This window comes from Riemerella anatipestifer, assembly GCF_009663465.1.
Taxonomy (GTDB): Bacteria; Bacteroidota; Bacteroidia; order Flavobacteriales; family Weeksellaceae; genus Riemerella; species Riemerella anatipestifer_C.
On sequence record NZ_QXHU01000004.1, the window covers coordinates 194680 to 210769 of the forward strand.

General features: G+C 33.9%; 19 protein-coding genes and 2 tRNA genes. 11 read left to right on the forward strand and 10 right to left on the reverse strand.

What is annotated here, in order from left to right; translation table 11 throughout:
- Positions 1–118 precede the first annotated feature (118 nt).
- The 4 genes from D1003_RS07085 (at position 119) to D1003_RS07100 (ending at position 2929) form a co-directional block, all read left to right on the forward strand.
- On the forward strand, positions 119–310 hold the full coding sequence (locus D1003_RS07085) for a hypothetical protein (RefSeq protein WP_153936275.1): 192 nt from the start codon (positions 119–121) through the stop codon (positions 308–310).
- 122 nt (positions 311–432) lie between these two features.
- Positions 433–1092, forward strand: coding sequence for a hypothetical protein (locus D1003_RS07090; protein ID WP_153936276.1), 660 nt, complete (start codon positions 433–435; stop codon positions 1090–1092).
- Between the two features lie 57 nt (positions 1093–1149).
- The gene (locus D1003_RS07095) at positions 1150–2172 is read left to right on the forward strand and encodes a sensor histidine kinase (protein ID WP_153936277.1); all 1023 of its coding nucleotides are present in this window, start codon (positions 1150–1152) and stop codon (positions 2170–2172) included.
- A 10-nt stretch (positions 2173–2182) separates the two neighbouring features.
- Positions 2183–2929 (forward strand): LytTR family DNA-binding domain-containing protein, encoded by a 747-nt coding sequence (locus tag D1003_RS07100; RefSeq protein WP_153936278.1) that lies wholly within the window; start codon positions 2183–2185, stop codon positions 2927–2929.
- On the opposite strand, the gene D1003_RS07105 is transcribed toward D1003_RS07100, so the two are convergent.
- The 6 genes from D1003_RS07105 to D1003_RS07130 all read right to left on the reverse strand — a co-directional run bounded on the left by D1003_RS07105 (position 2926) and on the right by D1003_RS07130 (position 7366).
- On the reverse strand, positions 2926–3282 hold the full coding sequence (locus D1003_RS07105; RefSeq protein ID WP_153936279.1) for a DUF4870 domain-containing protein: 357 nt from the start codon (positions 3280–3282) through the stop codon (positions 2926–2928). The two genes, D1003_RS07100 and D1003_RS07105, sit on opposite strands and share 4 nt — an antisense overlap.
- 93 nt (positions 3283–3375) lie before the next feature.
- Positions 3376–4524, reverse strand: a complete 1149-nt coding sequence (locus D1003_RS07110; RefSeq protein WP_185148336.1) for a CapA family protein — start codon at positions 4522–4524, stop codon at positions 3376–3378.
- A gap of 131 nt (positions 4525–4655) precedes the next feature.
- Positions 4656–5381, reverse strand: a complete 726-nt coding sequence (locus tag D1003_RS07115; protein ID WP_153936281.1) for a C40 family peptidase — start codon at positions 5379–5381, stop codon at positions 4656–4658.
- Between the two features lie 547 nt (positions 5382–5928).
- Positions 5929–6003: transfer RNA gene (locus D1003_RS07120), tRNA-Val, on the reverse strand.
- 3 nt (positions 6004–6006) lie between these two features.
- Positions 6007–6084: transfer RNA gene (locus D1003_RS07125), tRNA-Val, on the reverse strand.
- 34 nt (positions 6085–6118) lie between these two features.
- Positions 6119–7366, reverse strand: a complete 1248-nt coding sequence (locus D1003_RS07130; protein WP_153936282.1) for a folylpolyglutamate synthase/dihydrofolate synthase family protein — start codon at positions 7364–7366, stop codon at positions 6119–6121.
- Between the two features lie 132 nt (positions 7367–7498).
- Here D1003_RS07130 and D1003_RS07135 point away from each other — a divergent pair, with 132 nt between their 5' ends.
- From D1003_RS07135 to tsaB, 5 genes are all read left to right on the forward strand, one after another.
- Entirely contained in the window at positions 7499–7705 is a 207-nt protein-coding gene (locus D1003_RS07135; protein ID WP_260393357.1) for a hypothetical protein, read from the forward strand.
- Positions 7706–7963: 258 nt separating this feature from the next.
- On the forward strand, positions 7964–8206 hold the full coding sequence (locus D1003_RS11275) for a transposase (RefSeq protein WP_260393358.1): 243 nt from the start codon (positions 7964–7966) through the stop codon (positions 8204–8206).
- On the forward strand, positions 8185–8298 hold the full coding sequence (locus tag D1003_RS11440) for a transposase (RefSeq protein WP_409347765.1): 114 nt from the start codon (positions 8185–8187) through the stop codon (positions 8296–8298). The genes D1003_RS11275 and D1003_RS11440 overlap by 22 nt, the downstream gene beginning before the upstream one ends.
- Positions 8299–8605: 307 nt before the next feature.
- Positions 8606–8773 carry a hypothetical protein gene (locus tag D1003_RS07145; RefSeq protein WP_153936283.1) on the forward strand — a complete coding sequence of 56 codons (168 nt, stop codon included), beginning with the start codon at positions 8606–8608 and terminating at the stop codon, positions 8771–8773.
- A gap of 107 nt (positions 8774–8880) precedes the next feature.
- Entirely contained in the window at positions 8881–9555 is a 675-nt protein-coding gene (tsaB, locus tag D1003_RS07150; protein ID WP_153936284.1) for a tRNA (adenosine(37)-N6)-threonylcarbamoyltransferase complex dimerization subunit type 1 TsaB, read from the forward strand.
- A 5-nt stretch (positions 9556–9560) separates the two neighbouring features.
- On the opposite strand, the gene D1003_RS07155 is transcribed toward tsaB, so the two are convergent.
- Entirely contained in the window at positions 9561–12023 is a 2463-nt protein-coding gene (locus D1003_RS07155) for a lipopolysaccharide assembly protein LapB (RefSeq protein WP_153936285.1), read from the reverse strand.
- A 64-nt stretch (positions 12024–12087) separates the two neighbouring features.
- Positions 12088–12666 carry a nucleoside triphosphate pyrophosphatase gene (locus tag D1003_RS07160; RefSeq protein WP_153936286.1) on the reverse strand — a complete coding sequence of 193 codons (579 nt, stop codon included), beginning with the start codon at positions 12664–12666 and terminating at the stop codon, positions 12088–12090.
- A gap of 60 nt (positions 12667–12726) precedes the next feature.
- Between D1003_RS07160 and D1003_RS07165 the strand changes: the two genes are divergently transcribed.
- Entirely contained in the window at positions 12727–12912 is a 186-nt protein-coding gene (locus D1003_RS07165; RefSeq protein ID WP_185148337.1) for a hypothetical protein, read from the forward strand.
- A gap of 446 nt (positions 12913–13358) precedes the next feature.
- Complete coding sequence (locus tag D1003_RS07170; protein WP_153936288.1) at positions 13359–14561, forward strand: PepSY domain-containing protein; 1203 nt, start codon at positions 13359–13361, stop codon at positions 14559–14561.
- A gap of 61 nt (positions 14562–14622) precedes the next feature.
- Here D1003_RS07170 and D1003_RS07175 read toward each other — a convergent pair whose 3' ends face one another.
- A complete protein-coding gene (locus D1003_RS07175; protein ID WP_079207021.1) occupies positions 14623–15141 on the reverse strand; it encodes an HAD family hydrolase in 519 nt (172 codons plus the stop codon).
- Positions 15131–15883 carry a Rossmann-like and DUF2520 domain-containing protein gene (locus D1003_RS07180; RefSeq protein WP_153936289.1) on the reverse strand — a complete coding sequence of 251 codons (753 nt, stop codon included), beginning with the start codon at positions 15881–15883 and terminating at the stop codon, positions 15131–15133. The genes D1003_RS07175 and D1003_RS07180 overlap by 11 nt, the downstream gene beginning before the upstream one ends.
- Between the last annotated feature and the right edge of the window lie 207 nt (positions 15884–16090).

Genomic DNA, 16090 nt, shown 5'->3' on the forward strand with positions numbered 1-16090 from the left:
GAAAGTTTAACAAAATATCTTAATTTATAAGAGTAGATTTGGAAGATGAGGTTCGTAACATATCTTTGATGATGAAATAATTTTATAGGAATTAGTTAGATAAGTTAAAAAAATAAATATGACAATATTAGAAGGTAATTTAAATGGATTAGTTGCCCTTATTATGACAATAATGTTTGGACCTCCGTTATTATTTAGTATTATAGAGTTTCTTTTGAGAAAAAAAAGTCCTAAAGTGGCTAATATATTTTTTATTCTAGCAGGAGTATATATCATAATAGGTATTGGCATTTGTGGAGGATTTTTTTAACTGTTTTTAATGAGAAATAACCGTTCACTCATTTAAAACTACCGTTCAGTAAGATATTTTTCTTTAGGGCAAATGTTCGTTTTACATTTGCATCAGAAAGTTTAACAAAAAAATATCTTATTATGAAAGACAAAGTTCTAAACACAAAGAAATGGGTCGCTGTTTTAGCCGTAGTCGTTAGTACAGGTTTTGCACACGCACAAACCGATTACCAATCCCAACTACAAAAGAGCATTGTTCAGATGGAACAATCCAAAAACGCCCAAGAATTAGCTCCTGTAACTAAAGCATTTGCGAAAATAGCCGAAGAAAATCCTAACCAGTGGTTGCCTTACTATTATGCGAGTTACAATAGTGTAATGGAAGGCTTCAGAGGTAATTATGCCGATAAAACCAAGTTAGAAACCTTAGCTAACCAAGCTGAAGAATGGATGAAAAAGGCAGAGGCTCTTTCGCCTGAAAATGCAGAGATTTATATTCTTAAAGCTCGCATCAATAGATTGAGAATGATGATAAATCCACAGAAATATTATGCGACTGATGGCAAATCTTATGGTGAAAATTTAGCGAAGGCTAAAAAACTTAGTCCTAATAATCCGAGAATTACTTTACTAGAAGCTGAAACGGTGTATCATATACCAAAAGAACACGGTGGAAGTAAGGAACTTGGTTTAAAACTATTTGAAAAAGCTTTAAAACAGTTTGAAACCCAAGAAGCCGAGCAAAAACTATTACCTCATTGGGGTAAGAAAGAGGCTCAGTATTTCTTATCTTTGAAGTAAATATAAATATTTTGGTGAGGAAAGTTCTTCCTCACCATCTTTTTCAAAATTTAACTTATGAAAACATTTTCCTTTAAAAATATACGCACTTTATTTATTGTAAGTGTACTTTCTGCCCTTTTCTTCTTTTTATTTGCTACACCTGAAAAAACAATTCATAACTTTTTTATTAGTTGGGCAATATCGCTTCTATATACATTTGGGTTTGGTATTACGAATGGCTTGCTAAATGAGTTTTTAGATAAAAAATACAATTGGACGACCCAACTTAAACTTAGGCTTTTTGGGGGAATAATCGGGGTTATTATTAATATTATTCTTGTTTATGGGTTTAATTATTTCCATTTTGTAATTATTCGTGGAATACCAACTGAGGATTACTTTAGTGCCAAATCACATTCGGTAAACTTATTTATGATTATTTTTGTTTTGTTGATATCTTCTATTCTTCACGCCTATGGTTTTATGAAAGCCTTGCAGCAAAGCACTCAAGAGAAAATAGAAGTGCAGGAGCAATTAGCCAAAGCCTCGGAGGCACAGTTTCAAAGTTTAAAAACTCAGTTAGACCCGCATTTTCTTTTTAATTCTTTAAATGTCTTAACAGCGTTGATTGAGGAAAACCCACCGAAAGCTCAAAAGTTTACGGAGGATATGTCTAAAATATACCGCTATGTTTTGGAACAAAGGGACAAAAAAACGGTAAGTGTTGCCGAAGAAATCAGCTTTGCAAAAACCTATGCCGAACTTCTTAAAACCCGTTTTGAAGACAGTGTTAATTTTAGTTTTGATATAAATCCCAGCTTTGAAAATCATTTAGTAGTGCCATTGTCCTTACAATTATTGTTGGAGAATGTGATTAAACACAACTTTGCAACCATTCAAAAACCGTTGAATATTAAGGTTTATACCACCTCGTCTTATTTGATGGTAGAAAATAATTTACAAGCAAGAGAGATACCTGCAGGTGGTACAGGAGTTGGATTAAAAAATATTCAGCAACGCTACGCCTTACTCACGCATAAGGAAGTGAATATTATTAAAAATGAAACTATTTTTCGTGTAGAAATCCCTTTGATATAATATTAAAAAAATGAAAGCAATTATTATAGAAGACGAACAACTTGCTGCAAGAAAGCTAAAACGAATGTTAGAAAAGTTTCCAGAGATAGAAGTGGTAGCAACTTTATCTTCGGTAGAGGAAGGCGTTGATTATTTTAAAACACAACCACACCCCGACCTTATTTTTTCGGATATTATGTTAGGTGATGGGCTGTCTTTTGATATTTTTGAACAAGTGCCAACCAAAAGTTTCATTATTTATACTACGGCGTTTGACCAATATACTTTAAAGGCATTTAAACTTAACTCTATTGATTATTTACTAAAGCCTTTTTCACAAGAGGATTTAGAGCAAGCGATAGAGAAGTTTCATTCTTTTCTTCCAAAAGAACAAGGCTACGAACAACTAAATTTTAAAGAACTTATCCAAAAGGAAACACCTAAACTCACAAGAGTTGTAGCTAAAGTAGGATATAATTTAAAGGTATTGAGTATAGAAAATATTAGTTGTTTTTACAGCGAAAACAAAATCGTTTATGCTCAAACCGAGAACAGAGCTTATCCTACGGAATTTACTTTAGATGAGTTAGAAAAACTGTTAGATTTAAAGAAATTTTTCAGAGTTAGTAGACAATTCATCATCAATTTAGAGCATATTAAAAATATCCATACTTCCCCATATTATAAAGTGGAACTTAATCATTCAATAGAGCAAGAAATTACAATAAGTAGAGAGCGAGTAAAACACTTTAAATCTTGGCTTGAGGGAGATTTTTAAATAAATCTAATAGTTAAAGGATATCTTACAGATTGATTATCTTTAGATTTAATAGCTTGTATAATAGGTACTATAATCATAAGAAGTGCTATAATAGATATGAATAAAAAACCTATCAGAATAAAGCATAAAGGTATAGATACCAAAATGGCTAGAAACATAGTGATTTGAAAGTTAATAACCTCTTTGCCTTGTTCATTTATTCCTTGTATTTCATCTTTTTTGAATACCCAAATTAAGATAGGAACTATAAGCCCACCGAATCCTGTAATAAGATTAAATAATTGAGATAGATGTAGTAGGAACAACATATCTTTGTCTTCTTTCATTTGAGAAAAATTAAGGTTTTCCATTTTTATAAAGTTTTTTACGAAAATAACTAATTTATTTGATATTGAATAGTCTTATAAAAACTATTGAATAGCTGAAAATGATGCAAGAAGCTGTTAATTGTATTTTGGGAGGATAAATCCGTTGCTGAATTCTAAGTTTGTTTCTGGAAAGTCTAGCTCTGTGAGTTCTTTTATTTTATGAAATGCTCTCTGTTCGCTATCTAATATAGGACCACCTTTCCCTGTCTGAATTCCACTTATTACTTTCACTTTTGCCATATCTCCATTGGGTGCAAGCTGAATTCTGAGCATAGGTGCTAGAGCATTATCTCCTTTGAGGTTAAATTGTCCGTAAGTGCAAAAATTTCCTAAACTATAAGCTATAAATTTATTTTTATACATCTCTACAGCTCTTATCACATGAGGACCGTGTCCTAATACCACATCTGCTCCTGCGTCTATCATTTGGTGAGCAAATTCGTAGACATTCCCTCTATTTTGCTTATAAAAAAACTCTCTTTTTCTAGTGACTCTTTGGTGTTTAGCACCTTCTGCTCCACCATGAAAACTTACAATAACAAAGTCATTATTTTTTCTAAGTTCCTTAACTATAGATATAGCGGTTTCTAGGTCATTCATATCTTGCGAGCCAGTATGAGGAGCAAATGCAGCAAATCCAACCTTTTTATTATTGACTATTAGTTGAGTGTAGGGTTGAGCCTTAGACCCTGCAAAAGCTATTTCTAACCGACGTAATGTGTTTTGAGACGACTCTATCCCTACTTGTCCAAAATCTGCCATGTGATTGTTAGCTAGACTCAAAAGGTTAAATCCGTAGTCCTTGTAAATTTTAGCCATTTCAGTGGGTTGGCGAAAGCAGAAAATATTATTTCCTTTTCCTTTAGGTGTACCTCCTGAATCTAAAAATACACCTTCTACATTGGCAAATACAACATCTGTATCCTTTGTGAAAGGTTTAAATTCAGCCATTAGTTCTTCGCCTCCATCAGGAGGAAGAAAAGAAGGGTCAGGGAAATTAGAACCAAACATGACATCTCCCACCGCAATAATACTCAAACTATCTTGATTTTGAACGGTTGCAGGGGGCGATATATTTGGCTCTGTGTTATTTACTTGTGTAGTATTTGTTTTAGTTGAAAGCTCTACTTTATTATGCTTTGAACTCGCTAAAATGTAATATATAGAAAAACCTAATAGTAATAATCCTATTGTACCCCATAGGCTTTGTTTCCAAATTTTCATAGATTTATATTCAATAATGTTCATGGGATAAATATAATATCTTTTTAAAAGATAGATGCTATTTTATTAGCATAAAAAAATCCGATACATATTTTGTACCGGATTATATTATTTCAAAAAGTATTTAATTCTTATAAAGAAGCTGCTTGTATGTCTTGTTTTTTCTGTTGTGCTATTACCATTTCAGGTGTTAATATTCTTTTAGCGAATCTAAATCTAGCTCTCCAGTAATTGCTGTTTAACGAAGAAAAACTCACTCCTTGAGAACTGGAAGCGTGTATAAATTTCACGTCGCCTTCCTCGGTTATTTCATGAACAATAGCAACATGAGAAATCCTACCTCTTCCTTGTGAGAAAAATAGTAAATCTCCTTTCTGTAATTCTTCTTTTGATACTATCTCACCTTCTTGTGCCTGTGCCGCAGCTACTCTAGGAAGGCTTATGCCAGTAACCTCATTAAATACAGATAGTACAAAAGCAGAGCAGTCTATCCCGCTTCTACTTGTTCCTCCATAACGGTAGGGAGTTCCTAAATAGGTGCTCGCTTGGTTAAGAATTTCGTCTATTGTTTGTGAATGTCTAATAGCCTTCTCTATTTCGGCTTTAGTTTCTAAATTATTTACTTTGGCTAAAGTTGTTTTTGCTGCAACATAGTTGGCTTCGGTTTCATCTTGATAAAGAGATTGTTTTGCCGAAGTTAAACTTGCTTTACTTATTCTAGGTACTTTGGTATTAGATTTGTATTCAGATGCATTAGCGTTAGAAGGAGTAGCTGTAACTACATAGTTACTCACACACGACTGTAAGGAAAAAGTGGCTAAAGCTAATAAAATGTATACTAAATTTTTGTTTTTCATTTTCGATGATTTAGTTAGTTTCTTCCAATAGAGAACAATTTCTTTTTGAAAAGAACCCCACAAAGGTAAATAATCTAGAGGAACCTCTTTTTAATGTGTTACAGAGAACTCAGTGTTTTAACAGTTTTTAACATTATTGTAAGATTTGTTAAAATAAAAAACCACAGAAATTCCTTGTTTTAGGTTTTTTTGTGGTCTTAATTTGTTAATATATTTTAACACCTTTGCTCTATCTTGTAAAGAGGAGTTCTTGCCAGTAAACTGAATTCGATTAATAATTTTGAATAAAAGTATTGTATAAAAGAGAAACAGTTGTGTATTTAAGTTATTTAGATATATTCAACAACTATTTCTCATGGTTAACTTTGATAAGACTACGAATTATTGCTTTTTTCCTAATGTTTTTATATCCTTTTCCAAGTTGAGGTTAAATTTTAGAATATGCAGAATATAGAATAAATTCAGAGAATATTTATAAAGTATTATTGATAGAGAGAATAATAAACAAAAAAAAATCTCACATTGTTGTGAGATTTTTATTTTAAAGTGGGTTCTGAGGGATTCGAACCCCCGACCCTCTGGGTGTAAACCAGATGCTCTGAACCAACTGAGCTAAGAACCCTTTTGGTGGGCGGTGAGGGATTCGAACCCCCGACCCTCTGGGTGTAAACCAGATGCTCTGAACCAACTGAGCTAACCGCCCCAAATTTTCCATTTGAGTGGTGCAAATATACGAATTATTTATTAACTGGCAAATTTTTTTCTAAAAAATCTCCTACAACAAAATTACTTCCACCAACAAAAATCATCTCATCGGCTTTACATAAGCGTTTTGCTGCATTGTAGCCTTCGGTTACATTATCAAAAATTTGATGGTTTAAACCTTTGTCTTGGATTAAATTCTCGTAGTTTTTGGGGTGAAGCCCTCTGTTTATTTGGGGTTTTACGAAGTAATAATAGTCTTTTGATGAAGTCAAATCGAATATAGGCTCTATTTTTTTATCATTTACGAAGCCTATCACAATATGTTTTTTCTTTGGTATGGCATTCAGTTGTTTAAAAACTTCGGTTAAACCAGCGTGGTTGTGTCCTGTATCGCAGATGATGAGAGGGTTTTTAGAAACTTCAAACCAGCGTCCCATAAATTTGGTGTTATTGTAAACGTTAAGTAGCCCGTTTTCAATAGATTGATCGGAAATTTTGAAGCCTAATTTTTTTAATTCTTGTATAATTCCTACCACAACACGAATGTTTTTCTTTTGGTATTCTCCTTTTAAATCGGTTTCGTATGGTGTTGCTATGGAAGTGGTGTCTATGAAATTAGCTTCTTTGGATTGTGCATTTTCTTGGATTGTTTTTTTTATTTCAGGCTGTTCTTCGCCACAAATGATGGTAGTTTTTGGTTTAATGATCCCTGCTTTTTCTATGGCGATTTCTTCCAATGTTTCTCCTAGGAGATTTTGATGGTCTAGGGCAATGTTGGTGATGGCGGACACTAAAGGAGAGATAATATTCGTAGCGTCTAATCGTCCTCCGAGACCGACTTCTATAATGGCAAAATCTACCTTTTGTTCATAAAAATATTGAAATGCCATTATGGTGGTAAATTCAAAGAAAGAGGGTTTAATATCCTTAGGGAGATTTTTTAGTTTATTGATGAAGTCAAAAACAAAGCTTTTGTCTGCATTGATACCGTTTACTTTTATTCTTTCTGTAAACTCTATAAGGTGCGGAGAGTTGTAAAGCCCCACTTTATAACCCTGTTCTTGAAGTATGGAAGCTAACATATTGCTCGTAGAGCCTTTTCCGTTAGTTCCACCTATGTGTATTGTTTTTAGTTTGTTTTGAGGGTTTACAAAAAAATTGCAAAGTTTTTTTATATTGTCTAGTCCTGGTTTGTAGGCTTTTTGTCCATCTGTTTGGTAGTTGGGCATTTGTGTAAACAGCCATTCCAAAGCGCTTTGATATTCTTCTGTATTCAACATGATTTATTTTTATCCAAAGATAGACATTTTATACTTTTGCGATTGACCTAAAAGTAAAATATGATTTTAAAAAGTTTGAAGAATCTATTTAAAATATTTAAAAAATCTAGGATTAATCCTAAAAGTAAAAATATGACTCTAGAAAGTTTTAAAGCTCTTTCTGATATTGTGAGGTTTATGGAGGAACCTGAACGCCATTGGCAACAAAGAGTAAAGCCTAATTCATCTCAGTTGAAATCGGATATATTGTTGGAATATCTCAATTATCCTTCGTCTTTTAAGAGTAATGCCCCAAAATATGATAAAGCAAGTCTAAAAAAGATAGAGCTAAAAGCCTGAGTTCGATTAATAATTTTGAGTAAGAATATTGCATAAAAAGAGAAATAGTTGTACGTCTGAGCTATTCATATATTTAATAACTTTTTCTCATAATTGACTTTGATAAAGTTACGGATGTTTTTTGTACTGAATTTGAAAAATTCACACAACCTTTTTTAATTGGAAACTCTTCAAAGAAGCCCTAAAAATGAGTAATTTGGAAGTTATCACCATTATGATTCTTTTTCATCTCAGCGATTTTAGAACATTTAAGCATTTTTGTATTCATTACATGCAGAGGCATATACAGGAGGAATTTCCTACAACCGATTTACGGAACTTATGCAGTCTAACCTGATGGCTCTTACGATGTTTGACAAAACCTTTGCTATAGGCGAGAGTCTAAGCTTCTGCGTTACCCGAGCCAATATAGATGGCAGAGAGCCTCTTAAAAATGAGAACTTCCTCAAGCAAATATTTGGCAAACTATCTCCCAGAAATTGCAACAATTACTTTTTGTAGACAGAATTCAGCTCATTACAAGCATAAGAAACAACATGAAGAATTCTTTGATGAGTATGTCCGACAAAATTCTTTTGTGCAAAGGTCTGTAATAGAACCAGTGAACGACGAACTGAGAAACATCTATCAAATTGAGCATTCAAGACGTCGTTTTGTGACAAACTTATATTGCAGGAATTGTGACATATCATTTCTTCTCCAAAAAAACTTCCTTAAAATATGAACCTGTAAAAAACAACCAATTGGCATTGTTTTGTTAATCGAACTTAGGTTAATAAATAGCAGAAAATATAGTCTCTGTTTAAAATAACGGGTAATGTATTAATTAGACTTGACTTCAATAGAAATATAAAGTAAAGATCAATTAGGATATTTATTAGCTTCTAAAGTTAAAGAACTATGTTAACCCAACTTACCAATGTGGAGAAGATAGAGGAGCTCTACTTACACAGTATAGAGCAAGACAAGGCTTTAAAGACAAAAGATGCCGAAATTAAAGAGCTGAAAACGGAGGTAGCGGAGCTTAAAGCCCCTAGTAAAAGAGCTATTAGCAAAATAGTATTATAGTTATTAGAATTTATCCGGTGTTTGTATAAGTGTTACAAGCATCGGATTTTTTATAGCAGGACATTGGTTTGTTGTGTATTTCTTTATCTTTGTAGAAAAAATTACAGATGGTTATTTTACACCTTGAGACCTCTTCTAAAAATTGTTCTGTGGCTATCTCTAAAGGAGCAGAGCTACTTTGCCTATGCGAAGAAGTATCCGAAAACTATAAGCAGAGCGAGAGTCTGCACACTTTTGTAGAGTGGGCTTTGGAGGGAGCAGAGCTTACGTTAAAAGACATACAAGCTGTGTCGTTAGGTATGGGACCGGGGTCTTATACGGGGCTAAGGATAGGGGCGGCTTCGGCTAAGGGTTTTTGCTATGGGCTTAAAATTCCTTTGATTGCTGTAAACTCTTTAGAAACTATGGTAGAACCTTTTATAGATCAAGGGTTTGATTTTATAATCCCTATGGTAGACGCTAGAAGAATGGAAGTTTATACTTCGGTATTTGATGGCAAAACAGGAGTGGTAGTTTCGGAAACGGAAGCCAAAATCCTAGATGAGTTTTCGTTTGAAGATTATAAAGACTACAAAGTTCTCTTCGTGGGAGATGGGGCGACCAAGGCACAGACGGTATTAAACCTACCTAGTGCCTTCTATAAGTCAGAGGTTTATCCTTCGGCAGAATACCTTATCAAGAAAGCCTTAGAAAAGGCTATGAACAAAGAATGGGAAGATGTAGCCTACTTTGAACCTTTTTATTTAAAAGATTTTCAGGGTGTAAAACGGAAAGCAAAGTAAACTCCCTATTTTGGACTAACTTTAATATTTTCTTTTTGTAATCTTTGTTTTCTAAGTTCGTTAAGATTAATTTTGGGTGGTGTGGTAGATGGGGCTAGGTTGAGGTTAGGGGCTTCCTCTCCTTGGTCTTCCGCTGTTTCGTCGGTTACCACTACACTCACACTAGGCTGCGCTGTCTTGCTTTGTTCGTCGGTTGGTGTTTTTAAATCACTACTAAGATAAGCCAGCATTTGTTTTGCTTTTTCGCCTTCGGGTAGCTTTTCGTAGTTTAGAGCAATCTGTTGCAGTTGTAAAATCATTATTTCTTTGCCCACTGTTTTCCCCGTATTAAATGCGTTGAGCAACGATAACTTAGGTACTAGAGCATCTTTGGGGTAGGCTTCTATTGTTTTTTCTATAAGGGCTTTACTGTCCTCATATTTTTCTTCTGTATAGAGTTGGTAGGCTTGTTCGTATATGTTTTTGACCTCCGACGAAGCAGAACCCAAACCTCCACGCTTAGGATTTTTTACAAATTCCGCATAATGAGTGTAAGGAAACTCGCTAATGATTATGTTTTTGGCTTTCTCTGCCTCTTGTGGGTTTTTCTCGTAGTTAATAGAAAATATTTGGTACAACGCCTGAAGTTTCACATCTTCTTTGGGTTGGGCGTTTACTAAGTCAAATAGCGTTTTAGTGGCAAGTTTGGTATTAGAAAAAATATTTTCGTACATCATACCTAACCCTAGTGATGCGGTATCTCTATCTTGCTTAAGTTGAGCGATGTCTTGAGCGTTGGTAGGGATTTTCTCTATATAAAACTCTGGTTCAAACCTTCTAGGGTTTTTAACTTCGGTTTTACCGAGAGCTTCGTTTTTGAGGTCTTCTATGGAAGTGTTTTTTGATGAATAACGCCAGTTATCAGCAAGAGTTCTTTCTCCCCAGATTTGTTTAAAGTTGGCTTGCCCTTTAGATACGGTTGTAAGATTATCAAAGTAAAAACCTTTAGTAGAAGTACCAAAATCAGCAAATCCTCTCGTGTTATTACCAAAGGTATTATCCAAAGCAAAATCAGTTGTTCTAAACTCTTTTTCTTTAGAGGTTTTTAATTTTTCTGCTTCCTCTTTAGCTTCCTTAGCTTTTAGTTTTTCTATTTGTTGGTTAAAGTAAGCCAGCCTTTGCTGCTCGTTCATTTTGGTAAGAGCTAAGATGCTATCATTCTTTTTGATGAGGTAATAGTTTTTAGAGATTTTTTTAATATCTGTAGAGAGTGTCTTCAATTCTTCTCTTTGAGGAGCATAGGTCATTTGGGTAACGGCACTGTCGTAATAAACTCCAGCACTTAGATAATCCTCTTTTTCTAGATATTTTTTTCCAATCTCGTAGTAGGTAAGTCCTCGGATTTGTCCATCGGAGGCTTTTTCTTTCAACGATTTTTGGAAGAATGCATTGGCATCTTCCTCTTTTCCCGCTTTCATTGCCATAAGTCCTAAGGCATAATAGAACTCATTTTTTCTAGAAGCGTAAGTTCCTTTTTTGGATATTTTTTCTAGATAAGTTTTCAGACTTTCGTAGTCTTCCTTTTTAGAATTGTCGAAAGTCTTGGCTATTTCTATTTGAGATTTTACTTCAAATTCAAAATTATTCGCTTTTTGATAAGCGGTTACGAAACTTTCTCTGGCTTCTTCGTAGCGTCCTAATTTAGATAAAATTTGTCCTCTTAGAAATGCAATGCGACTTCTTAGGTTTCTGTTTTTATTTAGAGTATAGGCTTGGGCCAATTCTTCTGCAGCAGCTTCTTTTTGCCCTGATTGAAGCAAACTTTCTGCATAGAAAAGACTTAATAATTTCTTATCGCTTTTGCTTAGTTTCTCTTCTTTTAGAGCCATAAAAATCTCGTTGGCTTTGTAGTAGTCTTTCATTAAAGAGAAAATTTTAGCTTCGTATATTTTAGCGAGAGGCAATCTTTTGTCCTCCTTCATATGAGAAAAAATATAGTTAAGAGCATCTAAGGCTTCTAGATATTTTTCTTGATACATTCTTGCTTTTGCTAGCATAAGATGTGCCTCAAACATTCTTTTGTTTTTTTCCTTCCCATCAAAAAGCATAGCGTGTTGTTCTATGGTTTTGAGAGCTTTTACTTCTGATATTTCAAGAATAGACATTCCTTTTTTACTTTCGGGAGAATCGTAAGATATAGAGGAAGCTCCCGCTGCAAATGGAGCATTTTGTGTGTCTGATATGCTTTTTTCACTTTTTACTTCGTGGTCGTTATCAAAAGTGAGCAGTTTAATATAAGGTTGGTAGAAATTATCTTGATGACTATTTTTACGTGTGTTAAGTTCGCTTTCTAAAGCCTCTTTACTATTAAATAAGGTGTTGTAATAGGCATAGAAGTTTTGATAATTTCTATTAACAAAAGTATTCTTCCTAGGAGAACAAGCAGCGGCGAATGCCAATATAATTAAAAAATAGCTGTACTTTTTCATTTGATGTTTTAACTACACAAAGCCTCTTTTATTGTTAGGCTTCGAGAAAATTTGTGTAAAAATACTATTTTTTAACAGAAAGAATAGTATTTAAAACACTTAATTGTTGATAAACCAAGTGAGTAGGCAATCCCATAATAGTATAAAAACTACCTTTTACTTTTTCTATTTTAGCCATACCTAGCCACTCTTGTATGCCGTAGGCTCCGGCTTTGTCGTAGGGTTTATAGTTTTCTATATAGTAGGAAATTTCCTCATCGGTCAGGTGAGAAAAGTACACTGTAGCTTTATCGGTTAGTGTTAAAGTCTCCGCAGTAGTTTTAATACAAACTGAAGTGTAAACATCATGACTGTTACCCGAAAGGCTTTTGAGCATTTCTTGTGCTTCTGCTTCATTTTTTGGTTTGCCTAAAACTTTATTATCAAAAGTAACGATGGTGTCTGCAGTTAATAAAACTTCCCCTTCGGAAAGAGGACGAAATGCATTGGCTTTTAGTTCCGAAAGATAACCTGCTATTTTGTTTATTTCTAAATCTTTTGGATAGATTTCATCACAATTTATAGAAACAATTTCAAAATCAAAACCTAGTTGATTTAAAAGCTCCTTCCTTCTTGGAGATTGTGAGGCTAAATATAATTTCATAGATACAATTTAAGATACAACACGCAATAATAGGTAAATTTCTATAAAAGAAAATTTTAGGTGATAAAAATCATAGAGGCTAGAACATTGGGAGATATGTATGCCCATATCAATATGCGAGGTTCTAGAGCAGCAGCGTTTATCGATGGGGTTAATGTAACTTCTAATTGGGGACCTTTAGCAGAGGATATGAGCTATGTAGATAGAATAGAATTTATGAAAGGTCCTGCGGGATTTATAATATAGTAACCCAAAAACCTATATTCTCGGATAATCCTAAGGGGCAGTTCTCTAGAGAGAAAACATTAACAGCCCTAGGGATTGACCCTACAAGAATAGATGAACACTATTTGAATATCAATCTCCAAATTTTACCACTGAAAAATCAATCATCACCACTGAAAAATGAATGATGAGCATTTAGAAATGATATTTTACCACTTAAAAATCAATCATCACCACTGAAAAATGAATGATGAGCATTTAGAAATGGTATTTTATCACTTAAAAATCAATCATCACCACTGAAAAATAGATGATAACGGTTTAGGAATAAATAATCCTTACTCTTAGCCAATAATCATAATGTATAATAAACTAAGAAATAGTTTTTCATATCATCATATCAGTATCCTTTTTTGGAAAAGTTAGCGAGGTTAGTCTTGTTAGCTTTTCCTTTTTAAACTTTAAGTATGAAAAAAGCATCTAAAAACACCTTCAAAAAAATTATAGGAAAACTGCATTTGTGGTTAGGATTATCGGTTGGGATAGTTGTATTTATCGTATCCATCACTGGGGCTGTTTATGTATTTAAAGATGAAATAGAGAACTTGTTAAGAAAAGAAGTTATCCATCATAACGAGAAAGATATTGAACACAAAACCACGCTTTCTTTGTCTGTATTGGAGCAGAGAGTGAATGAGCAAACCAAAGAACCTTACCCTATCCATTGGGCAGAAATACCATTAGACAAGACCAAGTCGTATAAGTTCAACTATTATGAAAAAAATCCGAAGGCTTGGCATTATTTTGATGAGTTGGTAGTCTATAAAACGGCTTATGTTAATCCGTTTACGAGAGAGGTTTTAAAGGTTTACGATGAGAAATACAGTCTCTTTAATATCGTTAAATTTATCCATTGGAGTTTTCTTTTAAAATCAGATTGGGGAACTTATGTAGTAGGGATTCCGGTCTTGATATTTATTTTTATGCTGATATCGGGGATTATACTCTGGTGGCCCAAAAACAAAAAAGCAAGAAAGCAACGCATTTGGTTCCAGTGGAAAAACATAAAATCGTGGCGAAGAAAAAACTATGATTTACACTCTATTTTAGGATTTTATTCCTCTTTGGTGGCTTTCATTATTGCAGTTACGGGTGTGTTTTATTCTTTCTTTTTTGTACAAGCGTTAATTTATGTTGTATTTTCGGGAGGCGAAACGGAGTATCCTTATTTTGCAGAATATAAAACCGTAGCACCTAAGGAAATGAGAAACGAACATACTTTGGACAAAATGGCACAGCAAGTGGAGGCGTTATTTCCTAATGCGTATGCTTATAGTTTAGATTTCGGACACGAACATATGGACGACCACGAGCATCCTAACTTTTCGGTTTTTGTAAAAGAACTTTCATATTCCTACCATAAAAATCATTCGGTGATTTTTGATGAAAATTCTGGCGAGCTATTGAAAGTGCATCGCCATAGTGATAAAAACTTGGGAGAAAAAGCCATTGCTGCCAATTATGATATCCACACAGGAGCTATATTTGGTATTTGGACTAAAATCTTAGCTTTTGTTGCCAGTCTTATTTGTGCTTCTTTGCCAATTACGGGGTTTTTGGTTTGGTGGGGGAGGAATAAGAAGAAAAGTGCTAAACAGAACACTAATTAAATATTCTAAACACACAACCCTACTTAGAAATATACATCATAAGCAGGGCTGTGTGGAATTTTTATATTGAGCGAGTATCGTCTTCTTGCCAATTTCCTTGGACTTTCAATACTTGTTCTATAACATCTCTCACGGCACCTTTACCTCCATAAATAGGCGAAATATAATTTGCAATAGCTTTCACTTCTGGTACTGCATTCGGTGGGCAAGTACTTAGAGCGGAAGCCTTCATCATTTCTATATCGGGTAAATCGTCTCCCATAGTTAAAATTTCCTCATCTTTTAGATTGTGTTTGATTTTGAAATCTTCATAATCTATGATTTTTTTTGAGGATTTAGGGTAATAATCTACGATGCCTAGATAATGCAAGCGATGTTTTACCATAGGGTCGTCTCCGCCTGTAATGATGCCTATTTTGTATCCTTTTTTTACAGCCTTTACTACCGCATAGCCATCAAGAACATTCATTGTACGGCACATACTACCGTCGGGCATTAGATAGATACTACCATCTGTAAAAACGCCATCTACATCAAATACGAAGGCTTTTATTTTACTTAAATTTTGTTTATAACTCATACATTTTTTTTATAGATTGATTCATTAAATTGTATATCCCTAATTGAGTTTCATCTGTTATCAATTGCCTGTGAAGTTCTAAAACTCTAGTATCATTTCTTACCGCAGGACCTGTTTGGGCTTTCTTCGGGTCTAGGTAATAGATTTTGTCCATAGTCTCCTCTATAAGAGGTATGAAGTAATTGAACGGAATGTTTTGGTTGTCGGCTATCTCTTTTGCTCTAGCATAGAGGTGGTTTACAAAGTTGCATGCAAATACGGCGGTGAGGTGTATGTATTTTCTTTTCTCATAATCTGCCTCTTGAACTCTAGGAGAAATTCTGAGGGCTAAATTTTTCAGAATATTTAAGTCTTGTGTGTTTTCAGCTTCTATAAAAAATGGAATTTCTGTGTAATCAAGAACTTTACTTTTAGAAAAAGTCTGCAATGGATAAAAGCACCCTTTTTTGTAATTTCCTTCTAATGCATCTTTAGGCATAGAGCCAGAAGTATGTACTACCAATGCATTTTCGTTTTTAATGATTTGTGAAACTTCTGCTATAACATCATCTTTTACACATATGATGTATAAGTCGGCGTTTTGTAGAGTATTGGTAGAATAGGGAATTTTTGTGGTTTCAGACATAAGTTTTAAAGCGTCCTCGTTCCGCCCAAATAGTTGAGAAACCTTTATGTTAGCTTCATAAAAAGCATTGTTGAGGTGAAACGCCACATTGCCAGAACCTATAATTACTATTTCCATTCAACAAATATAAGGATTTCTAAAAACATTATAAAAGGAGAGATTCAGTAATTAAATTACACATCAGAATGAATGATTTTTTGAGCTTGAAGAAGGTTTTTTGCGATGAGGTAAATCTTTTATAATAAATAAATTAAGGTTGGGGTAAAAATTTAACTTATTGTTTGTCAGTAAAAAAAATCTTTGTATATTTGCACACTCAATTTT

Bases quoted from the DNA above. Each gene is read 5' to 3' on its own strand.
- D1003_RS07085 (WP_153936275.1), top strand. From the start codon at position 119: ATGACAATATTAGAAGGTAATTTAAATGGATTAGTTGCCCTTATTATG.
- D1003_RS07090 (WP_153936276.1), top strand. From the start codon at position 433: ATGAAAGACAAAGTTCTAAACACAAAGAAATGGGTCGCTGTTTTAGCC.
- D1003_RS07095 (WP_153936277.1), top strand. From the start codon at position 1,150: ATGAAAACATTTTCCTTTAAAAATATACGCACTTTATTTATTGTAAGT.
- D1003_RS07100 (WP_153936278.1), top strand. From the start codon at position 2,183: ATGAAAGCAATTATTATAGAAGACGAACAACTTGCTGCAAGAAAGCTA.
- D1003_RS07105 (WP_153936279.1), bottom strand. From the start codon at position 3,282: ATGGAAAACCTTAATTTTTCTCAAATGAAAGAAGACAAAGATATGTTG.
- D1003_RS07110 (WP_185148336.1), bottom strand. From the start codon at position 4,524: ATGAAAATTTGGAAACAAAGCCTATGGGGTACAATAGGATTATTACTA.
- D1003_RS07115 (WP_153936281.1), bottom strand. From the start codon at position 5,381: ATGAAAAACAAAAATTTAGTATACATTTTATTAGCTTTAGCCACTTTT.
- D1003_RS07130 (WP_153936282.1), bottom strand. From the start codon at position 7,366: ATGTTGAATACAGAAGAATATCAAAGCGCTTTGGAATGGCTGTTTACA.
- D1003_RS07135 (WP_260393357.1), top strand. From the start codon at position 7,499: ATGACTCTAGAAAGTTTTAAAGCTCTTTCTGATATTGTGAGGTTTATG.
- D1003_RS07145 (WP_153936283.1), top strand. From the start codon at position 8,606: ATGTTAACCCAACTTACCAATGTGGAGAAGATAGAGGAGCTCTACTTA.
- tsaB (WP_153936284.1), top strand. From the start codon at position 8,881: ATGGTTATTTTACACCTTGAGACCTCTTCTAAAAATTGTTCTGTGGCT.
- D1003_RS07155 (WP_153936285.1), bottom strand. From the start codon at position 12,023: ATGAAAAAGTACAGCTATTTTTTAATTATATTGGCATTCGCCGCTGCT.
- D1003_RS07160 (WP_153936286.1), bottom strand. From the start codon at position 12,666: ATGAAATTATATTTAGCCTCACAATCTCCAAGAAGGAAGGAGCTTTTA.
- D1003_RS07170 (WP_153936288.1), top strand. From the start codon at position 13,359: ATGAAAAAAGCATCTAAAAACACCTTCAAAAAAATTATAGGAAAACTG.
- D1003_RS07175 (WP_079207021.1), bottom strand. From the start codon at position 15,141: ATGAGTTATAAACAAAATTTAAGTAAAATAAAAGCCTTCGTATTTGAT.
- D1003_RS07180 (WP_153936289.1), bottom strand. From the start codon at position 15,883: ATGGAAATAGTAATTATAGGTTCTGGCAATGTGGCGTTTCACCTCAAC.